We start from the raw sequence: 19,110 nt of genomic DNA on the forward strand, positions 1-19,110 counted from the left end.
TACAAGCACCTTTCCAGCCGGCTGATAGGAATCTCTCAGCCCCCCCGATTTTCGCCACCCCGACCCTTCTCTACGCTTGGATCACAGCAGTCATCCAACAAAAAGGTGCGGGTATGAGTGAGGTCAATTCGAACGCTGCGACCAGCGAGACGCTGGTCAGCTTCCGTGGTGTGCAGAAGAGCTACGACGGCGAGTCGCTGATCGTCAAAGACCTCAACCTGGATATCCGCAAGGGCGAGTTTCTCACCCTGCTCGGCCCTTCCGGTTCGGGCAAGACCACCAGCCTGATGATGCTGGCCGGCTTCGAGACGCCGACCGCTGGCGAGATCAAGCTGGCCGGTCGTTCGATCAACAACGTGCCGCCGCACAAGCGCGACATCGGCATGGTGTTCCAGAACTACGCGCTGTTCCCGCACATGACCGTGGCGGAAAACCTGGCCTTCCCCCTCAGCGTGCGCAACCTGAGCAAGACCGACATCAGCGAGCGGGTCAAGCGCGTGCTCAACATGGTCCAGCTGGATGCCTTCGCCCAGCGCTATCCCGGCCAGCTCTCCGGCGGCCAGCAGCAGCGCGTGGCCCTGGCCCGGGCACTGGTGTTCGAGCCGCAGCTGGTCTTGATGGACGAACCCCTCGGCGCCCTCGACAAGCAGCTGCGCGAACACATGCAGATGGAGATCAAGCACCTGCACCAGCGCCTGGGCGTGACCGTGGTCTACGTGACCCACGACCAGGGCGAGGCGCTGACCATGTCCGACCGCGTCGCAGTGTTCCACCAGGGCGAGATCCAGCAGATCGCCGATCCGCGCACCCTCTACGAAGAGCCGAAGAACACCTTCGTCGCCAACTTCATCGGCGAGAACAACCGCATCAATGGTCGCCTGCTCAGCCGCGACGGCGATCGCTGCCAGGTGGCCCTGGCCCGTGGCGAGAAGGTCGAGGCCCTGGCGATCAACGTCGGCGAGGCCGGCGAGCCGGTGACCCTGTCGGTGCGTCCGGAGCGCGTGCGTCTCAACGGCCACAGCGAAAGCTGTGTCAACCGCTTCTCCGGCCGTGTGGCCGAATTCATCTATCTGGGCGACCACGTGCGGGTCCGTCTGGAAGTCTGCGGCAAGGCCGACTTCTTCGTGAAGCAGCCGATCGCCGAACTCGACCCGGCGCTGGCCGTGGGCGACGTGGTACCGCTGGGCTGGGAGGTCGAGCACGCCCGCGCGCTCGATCCACTCCTGGAAGCCCACTGAGGTTTGCTAACCAACACCCTGCACTGTGGAGAGAATAAGAATGCTCAAACACTTGAAGTTGACCGCCCTGGCACTGGGTCTGTGCACCGCGACCCACGCCCTGGCGGCAAGCGATCTCACTGTGATTTCCTTCGGCGGCGCCAACAAGGCGGCGCAGGTCAAGGCGTTCTACGAGCCTTGGGAAAAGGCGGGCAAGGGCAAGATCGTCGCGGGTGAGTACAACGGCGAGATGGCCAAGGTCAAAGCCATGGTCGACACCAACAGCGTGTCCTGGAACCTGGTCGAGGTGGAGTCGCCGGAACTGGCTCGCGGCTGTGACGAAGGCATGTTCGAAGAGCTGGATCCGGCGCAGTTCGGCAGCGAGTCCGATTTCGTGCCGGGCGCCATCCAGCCATGCGGCATCGGCTTCTTCGTCTGGTCCACGGTGATGGCCTACAACGCCGACAAGCTGAAGACCGCACCGACCAGCTGGAAAGACTTCTGGGACACCAAGACCTTCCCGGGCAAGCGCGGCCTGCGCAAGGGCGCCAAGTACACCCTGGAATTCGCCCTGATGGCTGACGGCGTGGCACCGAAGGAGGTGTACAAGGTCCTCGCCACCAAGGAAGGCCAGGATCGCGCGTTCAAGAAACTCGACGAGCTGAAACCGAGCATCCAGTGGTGGGAAGCCGGCGCCCAGCCGCCGCAGTACCTCGCCTCCGGTGACGTGGTGATGAGCTCGGCCTACAACGGCCGCATCGCCGCCGTGCAGAAGGAAAGCAACCTGAAGGTGGTGTGGAACGGCGGCATCTACGACTTCGACGCCTGGGCCATTCCGAAGGGCGCGAAGAACGTCGAGGAAGCGAAGAAGTTCATCGCCTACTCGGTGCAGCCTGAGCAGCAGAAGATCTACTCGGAAAACATCGCCTACGGTCCGGCCAACTCCAAGGCGGTCGCGCTGCTGTCCGACGAGGTCAAGAAGGACATGCCGACCACCCCGGAAAACATCGCCAACCAGGTGCAGATCGACGTGGCGTTCTGGGCCGACAACAGCGAGCAGCTGGAACAACGCTTCAACGCCTGGGCGGCCAAGTAAGTCGCCCCTCCGGAGCGTCGGCGTGAGGCCGGCGCTCCCCGTTTTCCAAGATTTCCGGAGTTCGCTATGGCCATCGCAGTGCCCATCAAAGAAGGCGCAGGTCCCACCCTCAAGCAGCGCCTGGCGCGTGCCGAGCGGGTCAACCGCTTCAAGGCGCAGGCCCTGATCGCGCCGTTGGCGCTGTTCCTGTTGCTGGTGTTTCTCGTGCCGATCGCCGCGCTGCTGTACAAGAGCGTCGGCAACCCCGAAGTGGTGGGCGGCCTGCCGCGCACCGTGGTCGCCGTGGCCGAGTGGGATGGCAAGAGCCTGCCGGGCGAGCCGGTGTACAAGGCGCTGAGCGAAGACCTCGCCGAATCGCGCAAGAACCAGACCCTGGGCGACCTGTCCAAGCGCCTGAACATGGAGCTTGCCGGCTATCGCAGCCTGCTGGCGAAAACCGCCCGGGCGCTGCCGTTCAAGAGCGAGCCGGCTTCCTATAAAGAAGCCCTGCAGGAACTGGACGAGCGCTGGGGCGACCCTGCCTACTGGCAGGCGATCCGTCGCAATACCAGCGGCGTGACCCCGTTCTACCTGCTGGCGGCCCTCGACCACCGCATCGACGACCTCGGTGAACTGGCCCCGGCTACCCCGGACCAGGCCATCTACCTGGACATCTTCACCCGTACCCTGTGGATGGGCTTCGTCATCACCGCCATCTGCCTGGTCCTGGCCTATCCATTGGCCTACCTGCTGGCCAACCTGCCGACCCGGCAGAGCAACCTGCTGATGATTCTCGTGCTGCTGCCGTTCTGGACCTCGATCCTGGTGCGGGTGGCGGCGTGGATCGTGCTCCTGCAGTCCGGCGGCCTGATCAACAGCGCGCTGATGGCGGTGGGCATCATCGACAAGCCGCTGGAGCTGGTGTTCAACCGCACCGGTGTGTACATCTCCATGGTCCACATCCTCCTGCCGTTCATGATCCTGCCGATCTACAGCGTGATGAAGGGCATCTCGCCGACCTACATGCGCGCGGCGATCTCGCTGGGCTGCCATCCCTTCACCAGCTTCTGGCGCGTGTACTTCCCGCAGACCTACGCCGGTGTCGGTGCCGGATGCCTGCTGGTGTTCATCATGGCAATCGGCTACTACATCACCCCGGCACTGCTGGGCAGCCCGAACGACCAGATGGTCAGCTACTTCGTGGCCTTCTACACCAACACCAGCATCAACTGGGGCATGGCGACCGCGCTGGGCGGCCTGCTGCTGCTGGCCACCGTGCTGCTGTACCTGATCTATAGCTGGCTGGTCGGCTCCAGCCGCCTGCGCCTGAGCTGAGGAGCGAAATCATGCTGAGCCCCTACATGTCGCCCGTCGAGCGGGTCTGGTTCTACAGCTTGCGCATTCTCTGCGGGCTGGTCCTGCTGTTCCTGGTGTTGCCGGTGCTGGTGATCATCCCGCTGTCGTTCAACAGCGGCAGCTTCCTGGTCTACCCGCTGCAGGGCTTCTCGCTGCAGTGGTACCACAACTTCTTCGCCTCCGATGAATGGATGCGCGCCCTGAAGAACAGCATCATCGTCGCCCCGGCGGCGACGGTGCTGGCCATGATTTTCGGCACCCTGGCCTCGATCGGCCTGACCCGCGGGGACTTCCCCGGCAAGTCGCTGATCATGGCCCTGGTGATTTCGCCGATGGTGGTGCCGGTGGTGATCATCGGGGTCGCCAGCTACCTGTTCTTCGCCCCGCTGGGGCTGGGCAACAGCTTCCTCTCGCTGATCCTGGTGCATGCGGTGCTCGGCGTGCCGTTCGTCATCATCACCGTGTCGGCGACCCTGCAGGGCTTCAACCACAACCTGGTGCGCGCCGCGGCCAGCCTGGGTGCCTCGCCGATCACCACCTTCCGCCGGGTGACCCTGCCGCTGATCGCGCCGGGGGTGATCTCGGGGGCGCTGTTCGCCTTCGCCACCTCGTTCGACGAAGTGGTGGTGACCCTGTTCCTCGCCGGCCCCGAGCAGGCGACCCTGCCGCGGCAGATGTTCAGCGGGATTCGCGAGAACCTCAGCCCGACGATTGCCGCCGCCGCGACGCTGCTGATCGCCTTCTCGGTGATCCTGCTGCTGACCCTGGAGTGGCTGCGCGGGCGCAGCGAGAAGCTGCGGACCCAGCAACCCGCCTGAGGCTGGCGCGTTCCCTGTAGGAGCGGGCTTGCCCGCGAAAGGACCGCGCCAGCGGTCCCCGATAGCGGTGACGTCGGGGACCGCTGGCGCGGTCCTTTCGCAGGCAAGCCAGCTCCTACGGGGGGTATGTGAGTCAATGCTGGGCGTCCGACCACCGCACCGGCCTTTTCCCTGATGTACAATGCGCGCCACCGTGAATTTGCCCAAAGGTGCGCCATGCAGCCCTTCGCTATTGCCCCCTCGATCCTTTCCGCCGACTTCGCCCGTCTGGGCCAGGAGGTCGACGACGTGCTGGCCGCCGGTGCCGACATCGTCCACTTCGACGTCATGGACAACCACTACGTGCCCAACCTGACCATCGGTCCGATGGTCTGCTCGGCGCTGCGCAAGTACGGCGTGACCGCGCCGATCGACGTGCACCTGATGGTCAGCCCGGTCGATCGCATCATCGGCGACTTCATCGAGGCTGGTGCCACCTACATCACCTTCCACCCGGAAGCCTCGCAGCACATCGACCGCTCCCTGCAACTGATCCGCGACGGCGGCTGCAAGGCCGGCCTGGTGTTCAACCCGGCCACCGGCCTGGATGCGCTGAAGTACGTGATGGACAAGGTCGACATGGTCCTGCTGATGAGCGTCAACCCCGGTTTCGGCGGGCAGAAGTTCATTCCCGGCACCCTCGACAAGCTGCGCGAAGCCCGCGCCCTGATCGACGCCAGCGGCCGTGACATCCGCCTGGAAATCGACGGCGGGGTCAACGTCAGCAACATCCGCGAAATCGCCGCGGCGGGTGCCGACACCTTCGTCGCCGGCTCGGCCATCTTCAATACCCCGGACTACAAGGCCGTGATCGACCAGATGCGCGCCGAACTGGCCCTGGCACGCGCATGAGCGGCTTCGAGCAGCTGTTCCCGCAACGCCTGCCGAAGCTGGTGATGTTCGACCTCGACGGCACGCTGATCGACTCGGTCCCGGATCTGGCGGCGGCGGTGGATCGCATGCTGCTCGAAATGGGACGTCCCCCCGCGGGCATCGCCGCGGTGCGCCAGTGGGTCGGCAACGGTGCTCCGGTGCTGGTGCGCCGGGCCCTGGTCGGCGACATCGAGCATTCGTCGGTGAACGAACAGGAGGCCGAGCACGGCCTGCAGATCTTCATGCGCGCCTATGGCGAAAGCCATGACCGTACCGTGGTCTATCCGGGCGTGCGCGATACCCTGCGCTGGCTGCAGGAGCAGGGCGTGGAAATGGCCCTGATCACCAACAAACCTGAGCGTTTCGTCGGTCCGCTGCTGGACCAGATGCAGATCGGCCTCTACTTCCGCTGGGTCATTGGCGGCGACACCCTGCCGCAGAAGAAGCCTGATCCGGCCGCGCTGCTGCATGTGATGCGCATGGCCGCGGTCGAGCCGGACGACGCGCTGTTCGTCGGCGACTCGCGCAGCGATGTGCAGGCGGCGAAGGCCGCCGGGGTGAAGTGCGTGGGGCTGACCTACGGCTACAACCATGGCCGTCCGATCAGCGAGGAATTGCCGGCACTGGTGATCGACGACCTGCGCGCCTTGCTCCCGGTTGCTTCGCTGCAGCCACTGAGCTAACGTTGAGCCCTTCGACCCCCTACCTGGTAGAGATTCCATCGTGGTAGCACCTGGCAAACTCTGGATGAAAGTCATCAAGGCCCTGGCCCGTTGGCGTTGGCGCGCCTGACTTCCCTCCCGCCGGCTGCGATCCGGCACGTTTGCCATTTGATCTTTCTTGCCCTACCGCCACGAGGCAATCATGACCCGCGAAGAATTCCTGCGCCTGGCCGCTGAAGGCTACAACCGCATTCCCCTGGCCTGCGAAACCCTGGCCGACTTCGACACGCCGCTGTCGATCTACCTGAAACTGGCCGACCAGCCCAACTCCTACCTGCTCGAATCGGTGCAGGGCGGCGAGAAGTGGGGGCGCTACTCGATCATCGGCCTGCCGTGCCGCACCGTGCTGCGGGTCCATGACCACCAGGTGCGCATCACCCTCGACGGCGTCGAGACCGAGCGTCATGACGTGGAAGACCCGCTGGCCTTCGTCGAGACCTTCAAGGACCGCTACAAGGTGCCGACCATCGCCGGTCTGCCGCGCTTCAACGGTGGCCTGGTCGGCTACTTCGGCTATGACTGCGTGCGCTATGTCGAGAAGCGCCTGGGCAAATGCCCGAACCCGGATCCGCTGGGCGTGCCGGACATCCTGCTGATGGTCTCGGACGCCGTGGTGGTGTTCGATAACCTGGCCGGCAAGATGCACGCCATCGTGCTTGCCGATCCATCCCAGGAAAATGCCTACGAACAAGGCCAGGCGCGCCTGCAGGAACTGCTCGAGCAACTGCGCCAGCCGATCACCCCGCGCCGTGGCCTGGACTTCAGCGGCCCAGCGGCTGCCGAACCGGCGTTTCGCTCCAGCTTCACCCAGGCGGACTACGAGCGTGCGGTGGATACCATCAAGGAATACATCCTCGCCGGCGACTGCATGCAGGTGGTGCCGTCGCAACGCATGTCCATCGACTTCGGCGCCGCGCCGATCGACCTGTACCGGGCGCTGCGCTGTTTCAACCCGACGCCGTACATGTACTTCTTCAACTTCGGCGACTTCCACGTGGTGGGCAGCTCGCCGGAAGTGCTGGTGCGGGTCGAGGACAACCTGGTCACCGTGCGTCCGATCGCCGGCACCCGTCCACGCGGCGCCACCGAGGAAGCCGACCGGGCCCTGGAAGAAGACCTGCTGTCCGACGAGAAAGAGATCGCCGAGCACCTGATGCTCATCGACCTGGGCCGCAACGATACCGGTCGGGTATCGGAAGTCGGCTCGGTGAAGCTCACCGAGAAGATGGTCATCGAGCGTTATTCCAACGTCATGCACATCGTTTCCAACGTCACCGGCCAACTGAAGAGCGGCCTGACCGCGATGGACGCGCTGCGGGCGATCCTGCCGGCGGGCACCCTGTCCGGTGCGCCGAAGATTCGCGCGATGGAGATCATCGACGAGCTGGAGCCGGTCAAGCGCGGTGTCTACGGTGGTGCGGTGGGGTATTTCGCCTGGAACGGCAACATGGACACCGCGATTGCCATCCGTACCGCGGTGATCAAGGACGGCGAGCTTCATGTCCAGGCCGGTGGCGGCATCGTTGCCGACTCGGTGCCGGCGCTGGAGTGGGAAGAAACCATCAACAAGCGCCGGGCGATGTTCCGTGCGGTGGCGCTGGCTGAGCAGAAGCCTCGGTAACAAGACTGTTGTAGGAGCGTGGCTTGCCCGCGAAGGACCGCATCGCGGTCCTTTCGCAGTGGTTCGTCACACGACAAGCCAGCTCCTACGAGGTGGTGGGCGTCAGAACTCCAGGCTCAGCGCCAGATTCACCCCCTGCTGGGTCAACTCATCACTGGTGACCCGGTTGTAGCTCCCGCGCAATGCCAGTCCCGGCGCCAGGGTCTGGCTCACACCAAGACTCACCCGCGTCAGGCTGCTATGCGGCGCATACCCGGTCAGGGTGAAATCGTTCGCCGGCAGGCTGTTGAGGTGTATGGTCAGGTCCTGGCGGTCATCCTCGAACTCGTGCTCCTTGGCCACCTCGCCGAACGCCAGCGTCGCTGGTGTCACCTGGAATTTCCCTTGCAGACCCAGGCCCAGCCGTCGCGAATCGCGCTTCTGGTCATCGAAGGTCAGCGCTGTGGAGCGTGAACCCTCTTCGCTGTAGCCATCCACCTTGATCCGTGCGTAATCGGCGCTGACGAACGGTGACAGATGCCACGGACTTCCCGGTTCCGCCAGGTCGAAGCCGAGGCGGGCGGACACTGCGAGCAGGTCGCCATCCGTGTCGCCTTTCTCGCTGCGATCGTTCGGGCCGAGGGCGAAAGTGCGCTTCAGGTCGTCATAGTCGAGCTTTCCGCCGGTCAGCGCGGCATCAGCCCACCAGCGGTCGTGGTTGAACTGCGCGAACACCGTGGCGAGATAACTGTTCAGGCGGTAGTCGGAATCCTGCGGGCCCGCTTCAAGCTTCTGCCGATAGAAGCCGCCGGCAATACCGACACGCCAGTTTTCGTCGAGACGATAGCTGCCGCCCACAGTGAGGCTGTAGCCGTGACCGTCGGCACTGGCCGAACTGCTCTGGCTGTCGAGGTCGAGCTTCTGGCCGCTGGCGGCGACGATTGCCTGCCATTGTCCGACCGCCTGCCAGTCGGCCTGCCACTGGTTGCGCAGTTCGCTCTGGTGGACGTTCAGGGTGCCGTAGGCCATTTCCGGCAGAAGGGTCAGCTCCCAAGGCGCGGAGAGAATGGAGTAGCCGTAGTCGGCGATCATCTTCTGACCGGCGATGGTCGGGTGCACCGAGTCGTTGAACAGCAGCTTGGTCGGGTCCGGGTTGGTGCCGTTGGCGCCGTAGACCGGGTTCTGCGTACAGCCGTTGCCGCTGTAGCAGGTGCGCAGCAGGTTCTGGTCGGCGGCCAGGCCGAACTGCGTCGGCGCAGCGAGTGCCTCGTTGAACAGCAGGGGAATGTTCAGCGGGATGATTTCGGCATCGATGCGCGCCAGCTGGCTGACCAGCGTCTGGTTGAACACCGCGCTGAGCTGCGAGCTCGGGCCCTGCAGTGGCGTGCCGTTGAGCGCCGGGGTCAGGCCGAGGTCGGGCAGCAGCCAGACCATGATGTAGCGCGCGCCGGCCTGTTGCAGCGCCTGGGCGCTGGCGGCCAGCTGGCTGGCCGAGGTGGCCGCGGCGACGGGCGAGGTGATCAGCCCCTGGAGAAAGTCGTTACCGCCGCCGGTGAGGTAGTACAGCGCATTCGGATCGGCCAGGCGCCCGCCGGCCAGGTAGCCGGGACGCTGGCGCAGCACCGTGCCGGCGCCGGGGTTGCCGGGCGGGATGACCACCAGGGATTCGCCGGTGATGGACTGGTAGATCTGGTCGGTGCGATAGCCTCCGGTCGCCCAGTTGTTGCCGTCGGGGAGCCCCAGCGCGGCGTTCACCGGCGAAGTGGAAGCGTTCAGGTCAGCCGCGGCGACCCCGAGATAGCCGCCGAGGATCATCGACGACACCGGGGCGAAGGTCCCGTCCGGGTTGCGGTTGGTGTAGCGCTGGCTGCTGCCGGGCGCGCCCGCGGGGTCGGGGAACTGGCCGGCATCGGCGAGGCTGTCGCCGAAGACGATCATGGTGGAGTAGGGGGATGGAGCGGCCATGGCACTGGAGCAGGCGGCGGCCAGCAGGCACGCGGCCGATTGACGCAGATAGCGGCGTTTTCTCATCGCAAGAGTCCTTCTTGTCATTGTTTTTGGGCATTGCGCGGGTTGAAGGTAGCAAATCCGTCGCTTCCTGGCCTGCCGATATTGCACGCATTGTTTCCGTAAGCTACTGTGCCGAAACGTATGAACGAGACCTACCCCGTGTTGATCGTCAGCAAACTCTTGATGCGCGTTATCAAGGCCCACGCCCGTTGGCGTTGGCGCGCCTGACTTTATCTCCTGCCGGTTTCCCGGCCCGTTACGTTTTGCCTTTCTGAAATGATTTCACACACCTCTGCAACAGTTGGTAATGACTGGGGCGGGTGGCACTGCATGTCGGCAGTCGGGAAGGCAGTCATTCAAAGTCAGTATTCAAGAGGTTGAACCCAGATGTTACTGATGATCGACAACTACGATTCCTTTACCTACAACGTCGTGCAGTACTTCGGTGAGCTGGGGGCGCAGGTCAAGGTCATTCGCAACGACGAACTGACCATCGAGCAGATCGAAGCCCTGCAGCCCGAGCGCATCGTCGTTTCTCCCGGGCCGTGCACCCCGACCGAAGCGGGTGTCTCCATCGCCGCCATCCATCATTTCGCCGGCAAGCTGCCGATCCTTGGCGTGTGCCTGGGCCACCAGTCCATCGGCCAGGCCTTCGGTGGCGATGTGGTGCGCGCACGCCAGGTCATGCATGGCAAGACCAGCCCGGTCATCCACGAGAACAAGGGCGTGTTCGCCGGTCTCAACAATCCGCTGACCGTGACCCGCTACCACTCGCTGGTGGTCAAGCGCGAAACCCTGCCGGACTGCCTGGAAATGACCGCCTGGACCGCCTTCGAAGATGGCGCCGTCGACGAGATCATGGGCCTGCGCCACAAGACCCTGAACATCGAGGGCGTGCAGTTCCACCCCGAGTCGATCCTCACCGAGCAGGGCCATGCGCTGTTCGCCAATTTCCTCAAGCAGACCGGCGGCCACCGCTAAGGATTGAGTATGGATATCAAGAATGCGTTGAGCCGGATCGTCGGCCACCTGGACCTGTCCACCGAGGAAATGCGCGATGTGATGCGCCAGATCATGACTGGCCAGTGCAGCGAAGCGCAGATCGGTGCCTTCCTGATGGGCATGCGCATGAAGAGCGAAAGCATCGACGAGATCGTCGGCGCCGTCTCGGTGATGCGTGAGCTGGCGGACAAGGTCGAGCTCAACAGCCTTGATGGCGTGGTCGATATCGTCGGTACCGGCGGCGACGGCGCGAATATCTTCAACGTTTCCACCGCCTCGGCACTGGTCGTCGCCGCCGCCGGCTGCACCGTGGCCAAGCATGGCAATCGCGCGGTCTCCGGCAAGAGCGGCAGCGCCGACCTGCTGGAAGCCGCCGGCATCTACCTGAACCTCACGCCGATCCAGGTCGCCCGCTGCATCGACAGCGTGGGCATTGGCTTCATGTTCGCCCAGACCCACCACAGTGCCATGAAACATGCCGCCGGCCCACGTCGCGACCTGGGTCTGCGGACCCTGTTCAACATGCTCGGCCCGCTTACGAATCCGGCTGGTGTGAAGCACCAGGTCGTCGGCGTGTTCACCCAGGCCCTGTGTCGCCCGCTGGCGGAAGTGTTGCAACGCCTGGGCAGCAAGCATGTGCTGGTGGTGCACTCGAAGGATGGCCTGGACGAATTCAGCCTCGCTGCGCCGACCTTCGTCGCCGAGCTGAAGAACGGTGAAATCAGCGAATACTGGGTCGAACCGGAAGACCTCGGGATGAAGAGCCAGAGCCTGCACGGCCTGGCGGTCAGTGGTCCGGAAGAGTCGCTGGCGCTGATTCGCGATGCCATCGGCAAGCGCAAGACCGAGAATGGCCAGAAAGCCGCGGAAATGATCGTGCTCAACGCCGGCGCTGCCCTGTACGCCGCCGACCTGGCGATGACCCTCAAGCAGGGCGTCGAGCTGGCCCACGATGCACTGCACACCGGCCTGGCCCGGGAAAAACTCGAGGAACTGGGCGCCTTTACCGCGGTATTCAAGCAGGAGAATGAAGGATGAGTGTGCCGACCGTTCTGGAAAACATCCTCGCCCGCAAGGTCGAGGAAGTCGCCGAGCGCAGCGCCCGGGTCAGCCTCGCCGAGCTGGAGCGTCTGGCCGCGGCGGCCGATGCGCCACGCGGTTTCGCCAATGCGCTGATCGAGCAGGCCAGGCGCAAGCAGCCAGCGGTGATCGCCGAGATCAAGAAGGCTTCGCCGAGCAAGGGCGTGATCCGCGAGAATTTCGTTCCCGCCGAGATCGCGGTCAGCTACGAGAAGGGCGGGGCGACCTGCCTGTCGGTGCTGACCGATGTCGATTATTTCCAGGGGGCCGACGCCTACCTGCAGCAGGCCCGCGCCGCGGTGCAACTGCCGGTGATCCGCAAGGACTTCATGATCGATCCGTACCAGATCGTCGAAGCCCGTGCCCTGGGGGCCGACTGCGTGCTGCTGATCGTCTCCGCCCTGGACGACGTGAAGATGGCCGAGCTGGCCGCCACCGCCAAGAGCGTCGGTCTCGACGTACTGGTGGAAGTGCATGACGGCGACGAGCTGGAGCGTGCGCTGAAGACCCTCGACACACCGTTGGTCGGGGTCAACAACCGCAACCTGCACACCTTCGACGTCAGCCTGGAAACCACCCTCGACCTGCTGCCGCGCATCCCTCGCGATCGCCTGGCAATCACCGAGAGCGGCATTCTCAACCGGGCCGATGTCGAGTTGATGGAAATCAACGAGGTCTATTCCTTCCTGGTCGGCGAAGCGTTCATGCGGGCCGAGCAGCCGGGTGTGGAGCTGCAGCGTCTGTTCTTCCCCGGACGTGTGGTGCCAGGCCAGAACGGTCTGGATTGATCGATTCGAAGCCGGCGGATGCCGGCTTTTTCATTTCTGTAGGAGCTGGCTTGCCTGCGATGGACCGCAACGCGGTCCCGATTGCGCTGCTTTGGAGAGGGGGAAAAGGACATGAGCGAACAACCTGTAGCCGTCACCGTCGAAGCCGGACTGCATGCCGAGCAGGATCTGCTGGCGGCCGTGTGCAAGGGCGAGCGCGATCACGGCCTGCTGTTCTGGCGTCCGACCGACCGGGCGCTGGTGATGCCACGTCGCATGAGCCGGCTGGAGGGCTTCGAGGCGGCCTGCGGCGAACTGGCGATCTCCGGCTGGCCCGTGCTGCTGCGCGAAACCGGCGGTGAGCCCGTGCCGCAATCGTCGGCGGTGATCAATATCGCGCTGGTCTATGTGGCGCCGCGCAGCGAAGGCGATCAGAACCGCATCGAAAGCGCTTACGAGCGCCTGTGCCTGCCGCTGTGCGAGGTGCTGCGGGAGTGGGGCGGGGTGGCCTCGGTCGGCGAGATCGAAGGGGCGTTCTGCGACGGGCGCTACAACGTCAATCTCAATGGTCGCAAGCTGGTCGGCACCGCCCAGCGCTGGCGCCAGGGCCTCGACGGCAAGCGCCCGGTGGTGCTGGTGCACGGTGCACTGCTGCTGGATAACGAACGCGAGTCGATGGTCGCGGCGGTCAACCGCTTCAACGAATGTTGCGAGCTTGAGCAGCGCTGCCTGGCCGACAGCCATATCGCCCTGCACGAAGTGGTACCCGAGGCGCCGCTGCTGGAGCGCCTGGCCCAGGCCTACGCCCAGACCCTCTGCGCCATCCCGCGGGACTAGCGGGTGCCGAAGACCACCATGGTCTTGCCTTTCACATGCACCAGGTTGCGTTCTTCGAGGTCCTTGAGAACGCGACCGACCATCTCCCGCGAACAGCCGACGATCCGACCGATTTCCTGACGGGTGATCTTGATCTGCATGCCGTCCGGGTGAGTCATGGCATCGGGTTGCTTGCACAGCTCCAGCAGGCAGCGGGCGACCCGGCCGGTGACGTCGAAGAACGCCAGGTCGCCGACCTTGCGGGTGGTGTTGCGCAGGCGCTGGGCCATCTGGCTGCCCAGGGCGTAGAGAATGTCCTGATCCTGGCGCGCCAGTTCACGGAATTTCTCGTAGCTGATTTCCGCGACTTCGCACTCCGTCTTGGCCCGCACCCAGGCACTGCGCTGCTGTTCCTTGCCCGCTGGTTCGAAGAGGCCGAGTTCGCCGAAGAAATCGCCGCTGTTGAGATAGGCGATGATCATTTCCCGACCATCGTCGCCTTCGATCAGGATGGTGACCGAACCCTTGATGATGAACGACAGGGTTTCAGCGGTATCGCCGGCACTGAGGATGTTGCTTTTGGCCGGGAAGCGGCGGCGCTGGCAATGTGCGAGCAGCTTGTCGACGTTCTTGATCTTGGCTGAAAGTGGTGCGGCAACCATGGTTAAGCCCCGAAATACGCGGTCCGTGAGTATTTGTAGTTTTGGGATGGGTGCAAAACGCCATCAATTTGGCGTCAGTTTATCAGACACGGCCTCTGTATCGGCATATTTACTCAAACGCTTAAGCCTTTTCGCCTGTGCCTGTAGGGACTAAGCTGGCAGCCATTTTTTCAAGCATGCGGAGATCGGGTTATGAAGGCGCGTATCCAGTGGGCCGGTGAGGCCATGTTTCTGGGCGAATCGGGGAGCGGGCACGTCGTGGTGATGGACGGTCCGCCCGATGCCGGCGGGCGTAACCTGGGCGTTCGGCCGATGGAAATGCTGTTGCTGGGCCTGGGCGGCTGCAGCAACTTCGATGTGGTCAGCATCCTGAAGAAATCCCGCCAGGCCGTGGAAAGCTGCGAAGCCTTCCTCGAAGCCGAGCGCGCCAGCGAGGATCCGAAGGTGTTCACCAGGATTCACCTGCGCTTCGTGGTCAAGGGTCGTGGCCTGAAGGAGGCCCAGGTCAAGCGCGCGGTGGAGCTGTCGGCGGAGAAATACTGCTCGGCTTCGATCATGCTGGGCCGTGCGGGCGTGGAGATCACCCACAGCTACGAGATCGTCGAACTCGGCTGAGTGCTCAGCGCCGCAGTGCCGGTAGCCAGCTCATCAGGCTGGCCGGCAACGCGGCGCGCCATCTTTCGCTGAGGCGCTCGCGGTGCCGCTGATAACGCAGGCCGAGGCCGATGACCGCCAGGCCGATCAGGCTCAGTACCAGCGGGAACAGCAACGACTCGGCGAACACCTCGTACGACAGATAACCGAGGTACGCCGCCACTCCCAGCGCGCCGAAGACCATGAACATCGGGCGGCGCAGCAGTACCGCGACCAGCATCAGGACGACGTTGATCAGGCAGTACAGGGCCTTGCCCAGTTCACTGTCGCTGTTCATCGACGTCAGTCCGCCCCAGAACGCCAGCAAACCGGCCAGATAACCCCAGAACGCATAGTCCCTGCGGGTGCGGCCGTCGATCAGCAGGAATGCCAGCAGCAGGCCCAGGCCGAACCATAGCGAGACTTCCTGGCGTTGCTCCCAGGTGAAGGTGTCGCCGTGGAACCATTCGCTCAGGTCCATGGACATGAACCACAACGCCACGGCGATCGGCATGACGATGAACGGGAAGGGGATCAGCCGCAGCATCAACAGGCCAGCCGCTATCGTCGCCACTTCCATCAGCAGCCAGCCGCCCTGCACGTAGCGGTAATAGTCGTGGTAGTCGGCCTGGGTGTCATCCAGCGGCCACAGCCCGGTGAGGCGCTCGATGGCGAACGCCGCCAGCGGCACGATGCTCACCGCCACCGCGGCGAGTACGCCGGCGGGAATCGGCTGGCCACGGCGTTGCATGGCCAGGCCGGCGCAGGTCAACGCGGCGATGTACAGCAGCGCAACGGCGAGCAGTGCGTGGTCACCAATGCGCATCCAGGCTTCGCTGAGCAGCCAGCCCATGGCCCCCATGATCAGCAAGGCGCCGAGATAGAACGCCACATGAGCCAGCTGGAAGCTGGGTTGCTCCACCGGCTGCTGGCGCAGGAAGCGCAGCAGCGCCTGTTCCTGCTCGGCGCTCAGCACGCCGGCGTCAACGGCGCGAGCCAGATCCCGGGTTGCGAAGCGCTCGTTCATCGGCGATCAGATGCGGTAGGTGCTTTTGGTCATGACCTTGGCCATCAGGCTCATGCCGAACTTGACCGGAGGCGGGAAACGGAAGCCGCCGGCATCCAGTGCCGCTTCCGCGTGATGTTCCTCGTCGATGCGCATCTGTTCGAGGATCGCCCGGGATTTCTCGTCTTCTGCGGGGATTTGCTCAAGGTGTTCATCCAGATGCTTGCACACCTGGTGCTCGGTGGCGGCAACGAAGCCCAGGCTGACCTTGTCGCTGACCAGCCCGGCGAGCGCGCCGATGCCGAAGGACATGCCATAGAACAGCGGGTTGAGCACGCTCGGCGAGCTACCCAGCTGGCGAATGCGCTGTTCGCACCAGGCCAGGTGGTCGATTTCCTCATCGGCGGCCTGTTCCATCGCCTTGCGCACTTCCGGCAGCTTGGCGGTCAGGGCCTGCCCCTGGTAAAGCGCTTGGGCACAGACTTCACCGGTGTGGTTGATGCGCATCAGTCCGGCGACATGGCGGGCCTGCTTGTCGTCGAGCTCGGATTCGGGCTGGACGATCGCAGGAGACGGGCGGGCAGGTTGGCCGCTGAAGGGCAGCAAGGTGCGCATGGCGGTGTCGGCCTGCAGCAACAAGCGGTCGAGCGGCGAGTATTGACGTTCGGTAGCCATCGGGCACCTCCGCAAGAATGTGCCCGACAGTTTAACCCAATCCCTGTTACAGGGCTTGCGCTGGATCAGCCCGGTGGCCAGTGCATCTGACGCTGGCCGAGCACATGCATATGGATGTGGTAGACGGTCTGGCCGCCCAGCTCGTTGCAGTTCATCACGACGCGGAAGCCGTCTTCGCAACCCAGTTCCCGGGCCAGGCGCTGGGCGGTGAACAGGATGTGTCCGGCCAGGCCCTTGTCTTCCTCGGTGAGGTCGTTGAGGGTGCGGATCGGCTTTTTCGGGATTACCAGGAAGTGTACCGGTGCCTGCGGGGCGATATCGTGGAACGCCAGGACCTGGTCGTCCTCGTAGATGATCTTCGCCGGGATTTCCCGGTTGATGATCTTGGTGAAGATAGTATCCACAACGCTTGCTCCATGGTGGTGGTCGGGCCTGAGTGTACTCAGCCGCTGCGCTGTCGCCCAGTGGCGATTCGCTCAGCGCGGACAGTAGGCGCGATTGATCGCACCGGCCAGCTTGCGGCTGATCCAGCGGCCCAGCAGGCGTGGCGCGCGGGCCAGCCAGCGATTGCGGCGGCCGGGGATGATGATGGCCTGGTTGCGGTCCAGCGCGCGTACCGTGTACAGCGCTACTTCTTCCGCGCTCAGGCAGCGCTTTCCGTTGTCCAGGCGGGGAATGCGCCGGTTCGGCGAGCGTACCGGGCCGGGGCAGAGCACCGAGACTTTGATCCCGGTCTGTCGGAGTTCTTCCCGCAGGCCTTCGGAGAAGTGCAGCACGTAGGCCTTGCTCGCGGCGTAGCTGCTCATCCACGGCCCCGGTGCGAAAGCGGCCAGCGAGGCGACATTGAGGATCTGCCCGCCGCCCTGCACGGCCATGGCGTTGCCTAGGGCATGGCAGAGGCGAGTCAGGGCAAGGATGTTGACCTCCACCAGATCCTGCTCGTCGCCCCACTCCTGAGCGAGGAAATGCCCGTAGGAGCGAATCCCGGCGCAGTTGACCAGCAGATCGATCTGTCGCTCGCCTTCCTCCAGCTCCAGCAGGAAACCCGACAGGCGCAGCGGCTCGCCGAGGTCGCAGGCGCGGAACAGCACCTCCACACCGAAACGCTGGGTCAGCTCGATGGCGACCGGCTCCAGCCGTTCGCGCTGGCGCGCCACCAGGATCAGGTTGCGACCGCGCCGCGCCAATGCTTCGGCCAGTGCCAGGCCCAGACCGCTGGAGGCACCGGTGATCATGGCGTAACGGGTCATGCAGTTCTCCAATGGCGGGGTGTTCGAAAAGGGCGGGTAGTCTACAGCGAGCGCGGGGCAAAGGCTGCCCCGTCAGCGTGGCCAGTGCGTGCCGAGACGATTCGCCGTGGCCAGCGCCTGGCGATACTCCTCGTCGAGACGGGCGATCAAGTCTTCCGTCGGCAATTGCTCATCGATGGCGCCGACACCTTGCCCGGCGGACCACACGGTTTTCCACGCCTTGGCTTCCTCGTGGATTGGCTTGAGCTGGATATCGCCGCCTTTGGCCAGGCTGCCCAGGTCATACCCGGCGCGTTCCAGGCTCTGGCGCATGAAGCTGGCGGGTACGCCGGAAACCGCCGGGGTGTGCACGATATCGGCGGCCTTGGCTTCCAGCAGCATGGTCTTGTATTCCGCCGAGGCCTGGCTCTCCCGGCTGGCGATGAAATGGGTGCCGAGATAGGCCAGGTCGGCGCCCAGCAATTGCGCGGCGAGGATCTCGTGACCGCGGTTGAGGCAGCCGGCGAGCAACAGGGTCTTGTCGAAGAACTCGCGGATCTCGCTGACCAGGGCGAACGGGCTCCAGGTCCCGGCATGCCCGCCGGCACCAGCGGCGACCGCGATCAGTCCGTCGACGCCAGCCTGCGCGGCTTTTTCCGCATGGCGGCGCGTCGTGACATCGTGGAACACCAGGCCGCCATAGCTGTGCACGGCGTCCACCACTTCCTTGACGGCACCAAGGCTGGTGATCACCACGGGCACCTTGTGCTCGATGCACACCGCGAGGTCGGCCTGCAGCCGTGGATTGCTCTGGTGGACGATCAGGTTGACCGCGTAGGGCGCGGGATTGTCCAGCTCGGCCAGGCCGGCGTCGATTTCTTCCAGCCAGGCCTTGAAGCCCGCGGTATCACGCTGGTTCAGTGCGGGAAAACTGCCCATCACGCCGTTGCGGCAACAGGCCAGGACCAGCTGCGGGTTCGAAATCAGAAACATCGGAGCCGCCACCACGGGCAGGCGCAGGCGTTGTTCGAGCAGAGCGGGCAATGACATGGCAGGTTCTCGAGTGAGTGATGGCTACTGTCAGAACGGCTTGACGACCACCAGAATTACGATGAGCAGCAGAAACACCACCGGCACTTCGTTGAACCAGCGGAAATAGGTATGACTGCGGGCGTTTTCACCACGGGCGAAGCGTTTCACGTTGGCGCCGCACATGTGATGGTAGCCGGTGAGCAGCACCACCAGCGTCAGCTTGGCGTGCAGCCAGCCCTGGCTCAGCCAGCCGGGGGTCAGGTAGAGCATCCAGATGCCGAAGACGAACGCGGCGATCATCGCCGGGCCCATGATGAAGCGGTAGAGCTTGCGCTCCATGATCACGAAGCGCTCGCGGCTGATCTGGTCCTGGCTCGCGGCGTGGTAAACGAACAGGCGCGGCAGGTAGAACAGTCCGGCGAACCAGCAGACGATGCTGACGATGTGCAGGGCTTTGATCCATAGGTACAGCATGTTTTCTATTCCTTGGCGGTTCAC

At 64.3% G+C, this 19,110-nt stretch carries 19 protein-coding genes and 1 pseudogene; 12 read left to right on the top strand and 8 right to left on the bottom strand.

What is annotated here, in order from left to right; translation table 11 throughout:
* Positions 1–113: 113 nt before the first annotated feature.
* The 7 genes and pseudogenes from RTI28_RS10395 (at position 114) to trpE (ending at position 7,721) form a co-directional block, all read left to right on the top strand.
* Entirely contained in the window at positions 114–1,238 is a 1,125-nt protein-coding gene (locus RTI28_RS10395) for an ABC transporter ATP-binding protein (protein WP_316920374.1), read from the top strand.
* A gap of 40 nt (positions 1,239–1,278) precedes the next feature.
* Positions 1,279–2,313 (top strand): ABC transporter substrate-binding protein, encoded by a 1,035-nt coding sequence (locus RTI28_RS10400; protein WP_316920375.1) that lies wholly within the window; start codon positions 1,279–1,281, stop codon positions 2,311–2,313.
* 66 nt (positions 2,314–2,379) lie between these two features.
* Entirely contained in the window at positions 2,380–3,627 is a 1,248-nt protein-coding gene (locus tag RTI28_RS10405; RefSeq protein ID WP_316920376.1) for an ABC transporter permease, read from the top strand.
* 11 nt (positions 3,628–3,638) lie between these two features.
* The gene (locus tag RTI28_RS10410) at positions 3,639–4,466 is read left to right on the top strand and encodes an ABC transporter permease (RefSeq protein WP_316920377.1); all 828 of its coding nucleotides are present in this window, start codon (positions 3,639–3,641) and stop codon (positions 4,464–4,466) included.
* A 216-nt stretch (positions 4,467–4,682) separates the two neighbouring features.
* A complete protein-coding gene (rpe, locus tag RTI28_RS10415) occupies positions 4,683–5,357 on the top strand; it encodes a ribulose-phosphate 3-epimerase (protein ID WP_316920378.1) in 675 nt (224 codons plus the stop codon).
* A pseudogene (locus RTI28_RS10420) lies at positions 5,354–6,170 on the top strand (phosphoglycolate phosphatase). Before rpe ends, RTI28_RS10420 begins: the two are co-directional and overlap by 4 nt.
* Before the next feature lie 72 nt (positions 6,171–6,242).
* A complete protein-coding gene (gene trpE, locus RTI28_RS10425) occupies positions 6,243–7,721 on the top strand; it encodes an anthranilate synthase component I (protein ID WP_316920379.1) in 1,479 nt (492 codons plus the stop codon).
* Positions 7,722–7,823: 102 nt separating this feature from the next.
* On the opposite strand, the gene estP is transcribed toward trpE, so the two are convergent.
* The gene (gene estP / locus RTI28_RS10430) at positions 7,824–9,731 is read right to left on the bottom strand and encodes an esterase EstP (RefSeq protein ID WP_316920380.1); all 1,908 of its coding nucleotides are present in this window, start codon (positions 9,729–9,731) and stop codon (positions 7,824–7,826) included.
* 366 nt (positions 9,732–10,097) lie between these two features.
* Between estP and RTI28_RS10435 the strand changes: the two genes are divergently transcribed.
* From RTI28_RS10435 to RTI28_RS10450, 4 genes are all read left to right on the top strand, one after another.
* Complete coding sequence (locus tag RTI28_RS10435) at positions 10,098–10,691, top strand: aminodeoxychorismate/anthranilate synthase component II (protein ID WP_316920381.1); 594 nt, start codon at positions 10,098–10,100, stop codon at positions 10,689–10,691.
* Positions 10,692–10,700: 9 nt separating this feature from the next.
* Entirely contained in the window at positions 10,701–11,750 is a 1,050-nt protein-coding gene (gene trpD / locus RTI28_RS10440; RefSeq protein WP_316920382.1) for an anthranilate phosphoribosyltransferase, read from the top strand.
* Positions 11,747–12,580, top strand: a complete 834-nt coding sequence (trpC, locus tag RTI28_RS10445) for an indole-3-glycerol phosphate synthase TrpC (RefSeq protein ID WP_316920383.1) — start codon at positions 11,747–11,749, stop codon at positions 12,578–12,580. The genes trpD and trpC overlap by 4 nt, the downstream gene beginning before the upstream one ends.
* A 111-nt stretch (positions 12,581–12,691) precedes the next feature.
* Positions 12,692–13,396, top strand: coding sequence for a lipoyl protein ligase domain-containing protein (locus tag RTI28_RS10450; RefSeq protein ID WP_316920384.1), 705 nt, complete (start codon positions 12,692–12,694; stop codon positions 13,394–13,396).
* On the opposite strand, the gene crp is transcribed toward RTI28_RS10450, so the two are convergent.
* Positions 13,393–14,037 carry a cAMP-activated global transcriptional regulator CRP gene (gene crp, locus RTI28_RS10455; protein ID WP_316920385.1) on the bottom strand — a complete coding sequence of 215 codons (645 nt, stop codon included), beginning with the start codon at positions 14,035–14,037 and terminating at the stop codon, positions 13,393–13,395. The two genes, RTI28_RS10450 and crp, sit on opposite strands and share 4 nt — an antisense overlap.
* A 192-nt stretch (positions 14,038–14,229) precedes the next feature.
* Between crp and RTI28_RS10460 the strand changes: the two genes are divergently transcribed.
* A complete protein-coding gene (locus tag RTI28_RS10460; RefSeq protein WP_316920386.1) occupies positions 14,230–14,652 on the top strand; it encodes an OsmC family protein in 423 nt (140 codons plus the stop codon).
* Positions 14,653–14,656: 4 nt separating this feature from the next.
* Here RTI28_RS10460 and RTI28_RS10465 read toward each other — a convergent pair whose 3' ends face one another.
* From RTI28_RS10465 to hemJ, 6 genes are all read right to left on the bottom strand, one after another.
* Positions 14,657–15,697, bottom strand: coding sequence for a DUF2157 domain-containing protein (locus tag RTI28_RS10465; RefSeq protein WP_316920387.1), 1,041 nt, complete (start codon positions 15,695–15,697; stop codon positions 14,657–14,659).
* Between the two features lie 6 nt (positions 15,698–15,703).
* Entirely contained in the window at positions 15,704–16,351 is a 648-nt protein-coding gene (gene coq7 / locus RTI28_RS10470; protein ID WP_316920388.1) for a 2-polyprenyl-3-methyl-6-methoxy-1,4-benzoquinone monooxygenase, read from the bottom strand.
* Between the two features lie 65 nt (positions 16,352–16,416).
* Positions 16,417–16,755, bottom strand: coding sequence for a histidine triad nucleotide-binding protein (locus RTI28_RS10475; RefSeq protein WP_042123865.1), 339 nt, complete (start codon positions 16,753–16,755; stop codon positions 16,417–16,419).
* A gap of 72 nt (positions 16,756–16,827) precedes the next feature.
* The gene (locus RTI28_RS10480) at positions 16,828–17,601 is read right to left on the bottom strand and encodes an SDR family oxidoreductase (protein WP_316920389.1); all 774 of its coding nucleotides are present in this window, start codon (positions 17,599–17,601) and stop codon (positions 16,828–16,830) included.
* 72 nt (positions 17,602–17,673) lie between these two features.
* Positions 17,674–18,630 (bottom strand): nitronate monooxygenase family protein, encoded by a 957-nt coding sequence (locus RTI28_RS10485; RefSeq protein WP_316920390.1) that lies wholly within the window; start codon positions 18,628–18,630, stop codon positions 17,674–17,676.
* Between the two features lie 30 nt (positions 18,631–18,660).
* On the bottom strand, positions 18,661–19,083 hold the full coding sequence (gene hemJ / locus RTI28_RS10490) for a protoporphyrinogen oxidase HemJ (RefSeq protein WP_170946394.1): 423 nt from the start codon (positions 19,081–19,083) through the stop codon (positions 18,661–18,663).
* Positions 19,084–19,110 lie beyond the last annotated feature (27 nt).

The organism is Pseudomonas sp. zfem002, assembly GCF_032621685.1.
Classification (GTDB): domain Bacteria; phylum Pseudomonadota; class Gammaproteobacteria; order Pseudomonadales; family Pseudomonadaceae; genus Aquipseudomonas; species Aquipseudomonas japonica.

Coding starts and splice junctions, on each gene's coding strand:
- RTI28_RS10400 (WP_316920375.1), top strand. CDS start 1,279: ATGCTCAAACACTTGAAGTTGACCGCCCTGGCACTGGGTCTGTGCACC.
- RTI28_RS10480 (WP_316920389.1), bottom strand. CDS start 17,601: ATGACCCGTTACGCCATGATCACCGGTGCCTCCAGCGGTCTGGGCCTG.
- RTI28_RS10405 (WP_316920376.1), top strand. CDS start 2,380: ATGGCCATCGCAGTGCCCATCAAAGAAGGCGCAGGTCCCACCCTCAAG.
- crp (WP_316920385.1), bottom strand. CDS start 14,037: ATGGTTGCCGCACCACTTTCAGCCAAGATCAAGAACGTCGACAAGCTG.
- RTI28_RS10395 (WP_316920374.1), top strand. CDS start 114: ATGAGTGAGGTCAATTCGAACGCTGCGACCAGCGAGACGCTGGTCAGC.
- RTI28_RS10460 (WP_316920386.1), top strand. CDS start 14,230: ATGAAGGCGCGTATCCAGTGGGCCGGTGAGGCCATGTTTCTGGGCGAA.
- RTI28_RS10450 (WP_316920384.1), top strand. CDS start 12,692: ATGAGCGAACAACCTGTAGCCGTCACCGTCGAAGCCGGACTGCATGCC.
- rpe (WP_316920378.1), top strand. CDS start 4,683: ATGCAGCCCTTCGCTATTGCCCCCTCGATCCTTTCCGCCGACTTCGCC.
- coq7 (WP_316920388.1), bottom strand. CDS start 16,351: ATGGCTACCGAACGTCAATACTCGCCGCTCGACCGCTTGTTGCTGCAG.
- RTI28_RS10465 (WP_316920387.1), bottom strand. CDS start 15,697: ATGAACGAGCGCTTCGCAACCCGGGATCTGGCTCGCGCCGTTGACGCC.
- trpE (WP_316920379.1), top strand. CDS start 6,243: ATGACCCGCGAAGAATTCCTGCGCCTGGCCGCTGAAGGCTACAACCGC.
- trpD (WP_316920382.1), top strand. CDS start 10,701: ATGGATATCAAGAATGCGTTGAGCCGGATCGTCGGCCACCTGGACCTG.
- RTI28_RS10435 (WP_316920381.1), top strand. CDS start 10,098: ATGTTACTGATGATCGACAACTACGATTCCTTTACCTACAACGTCGTG.
- estP (WP_316920380.1), bottom strand. CDS start 9,731: ATGAGAAAACGCCGCTATCTGCGTCAATCGGCCGCGTGCCTGCTGGCC.
- trpC (WP_316920383.1), top strand. CDS start 11,747: ATGAGTGTGCCGACCGTTCTGGAAAACATCCTCGCCCGCAAGGTCGAG.
- RTI28_RS10410 (WP_316920377.1), top strand. CDS start 3,639: ATGCTGAGCCCCTACATGTCGCCCGTCGAGCGGGTCTGGTTCTACAGC.
- RTI28_RS10485 (WP_316920390.1), bottom strand. CDS start 18,630: ATGTCATTGCCCGCTCTGCTCGAACAACGCCTGCGCCTGCCCGTGGTG.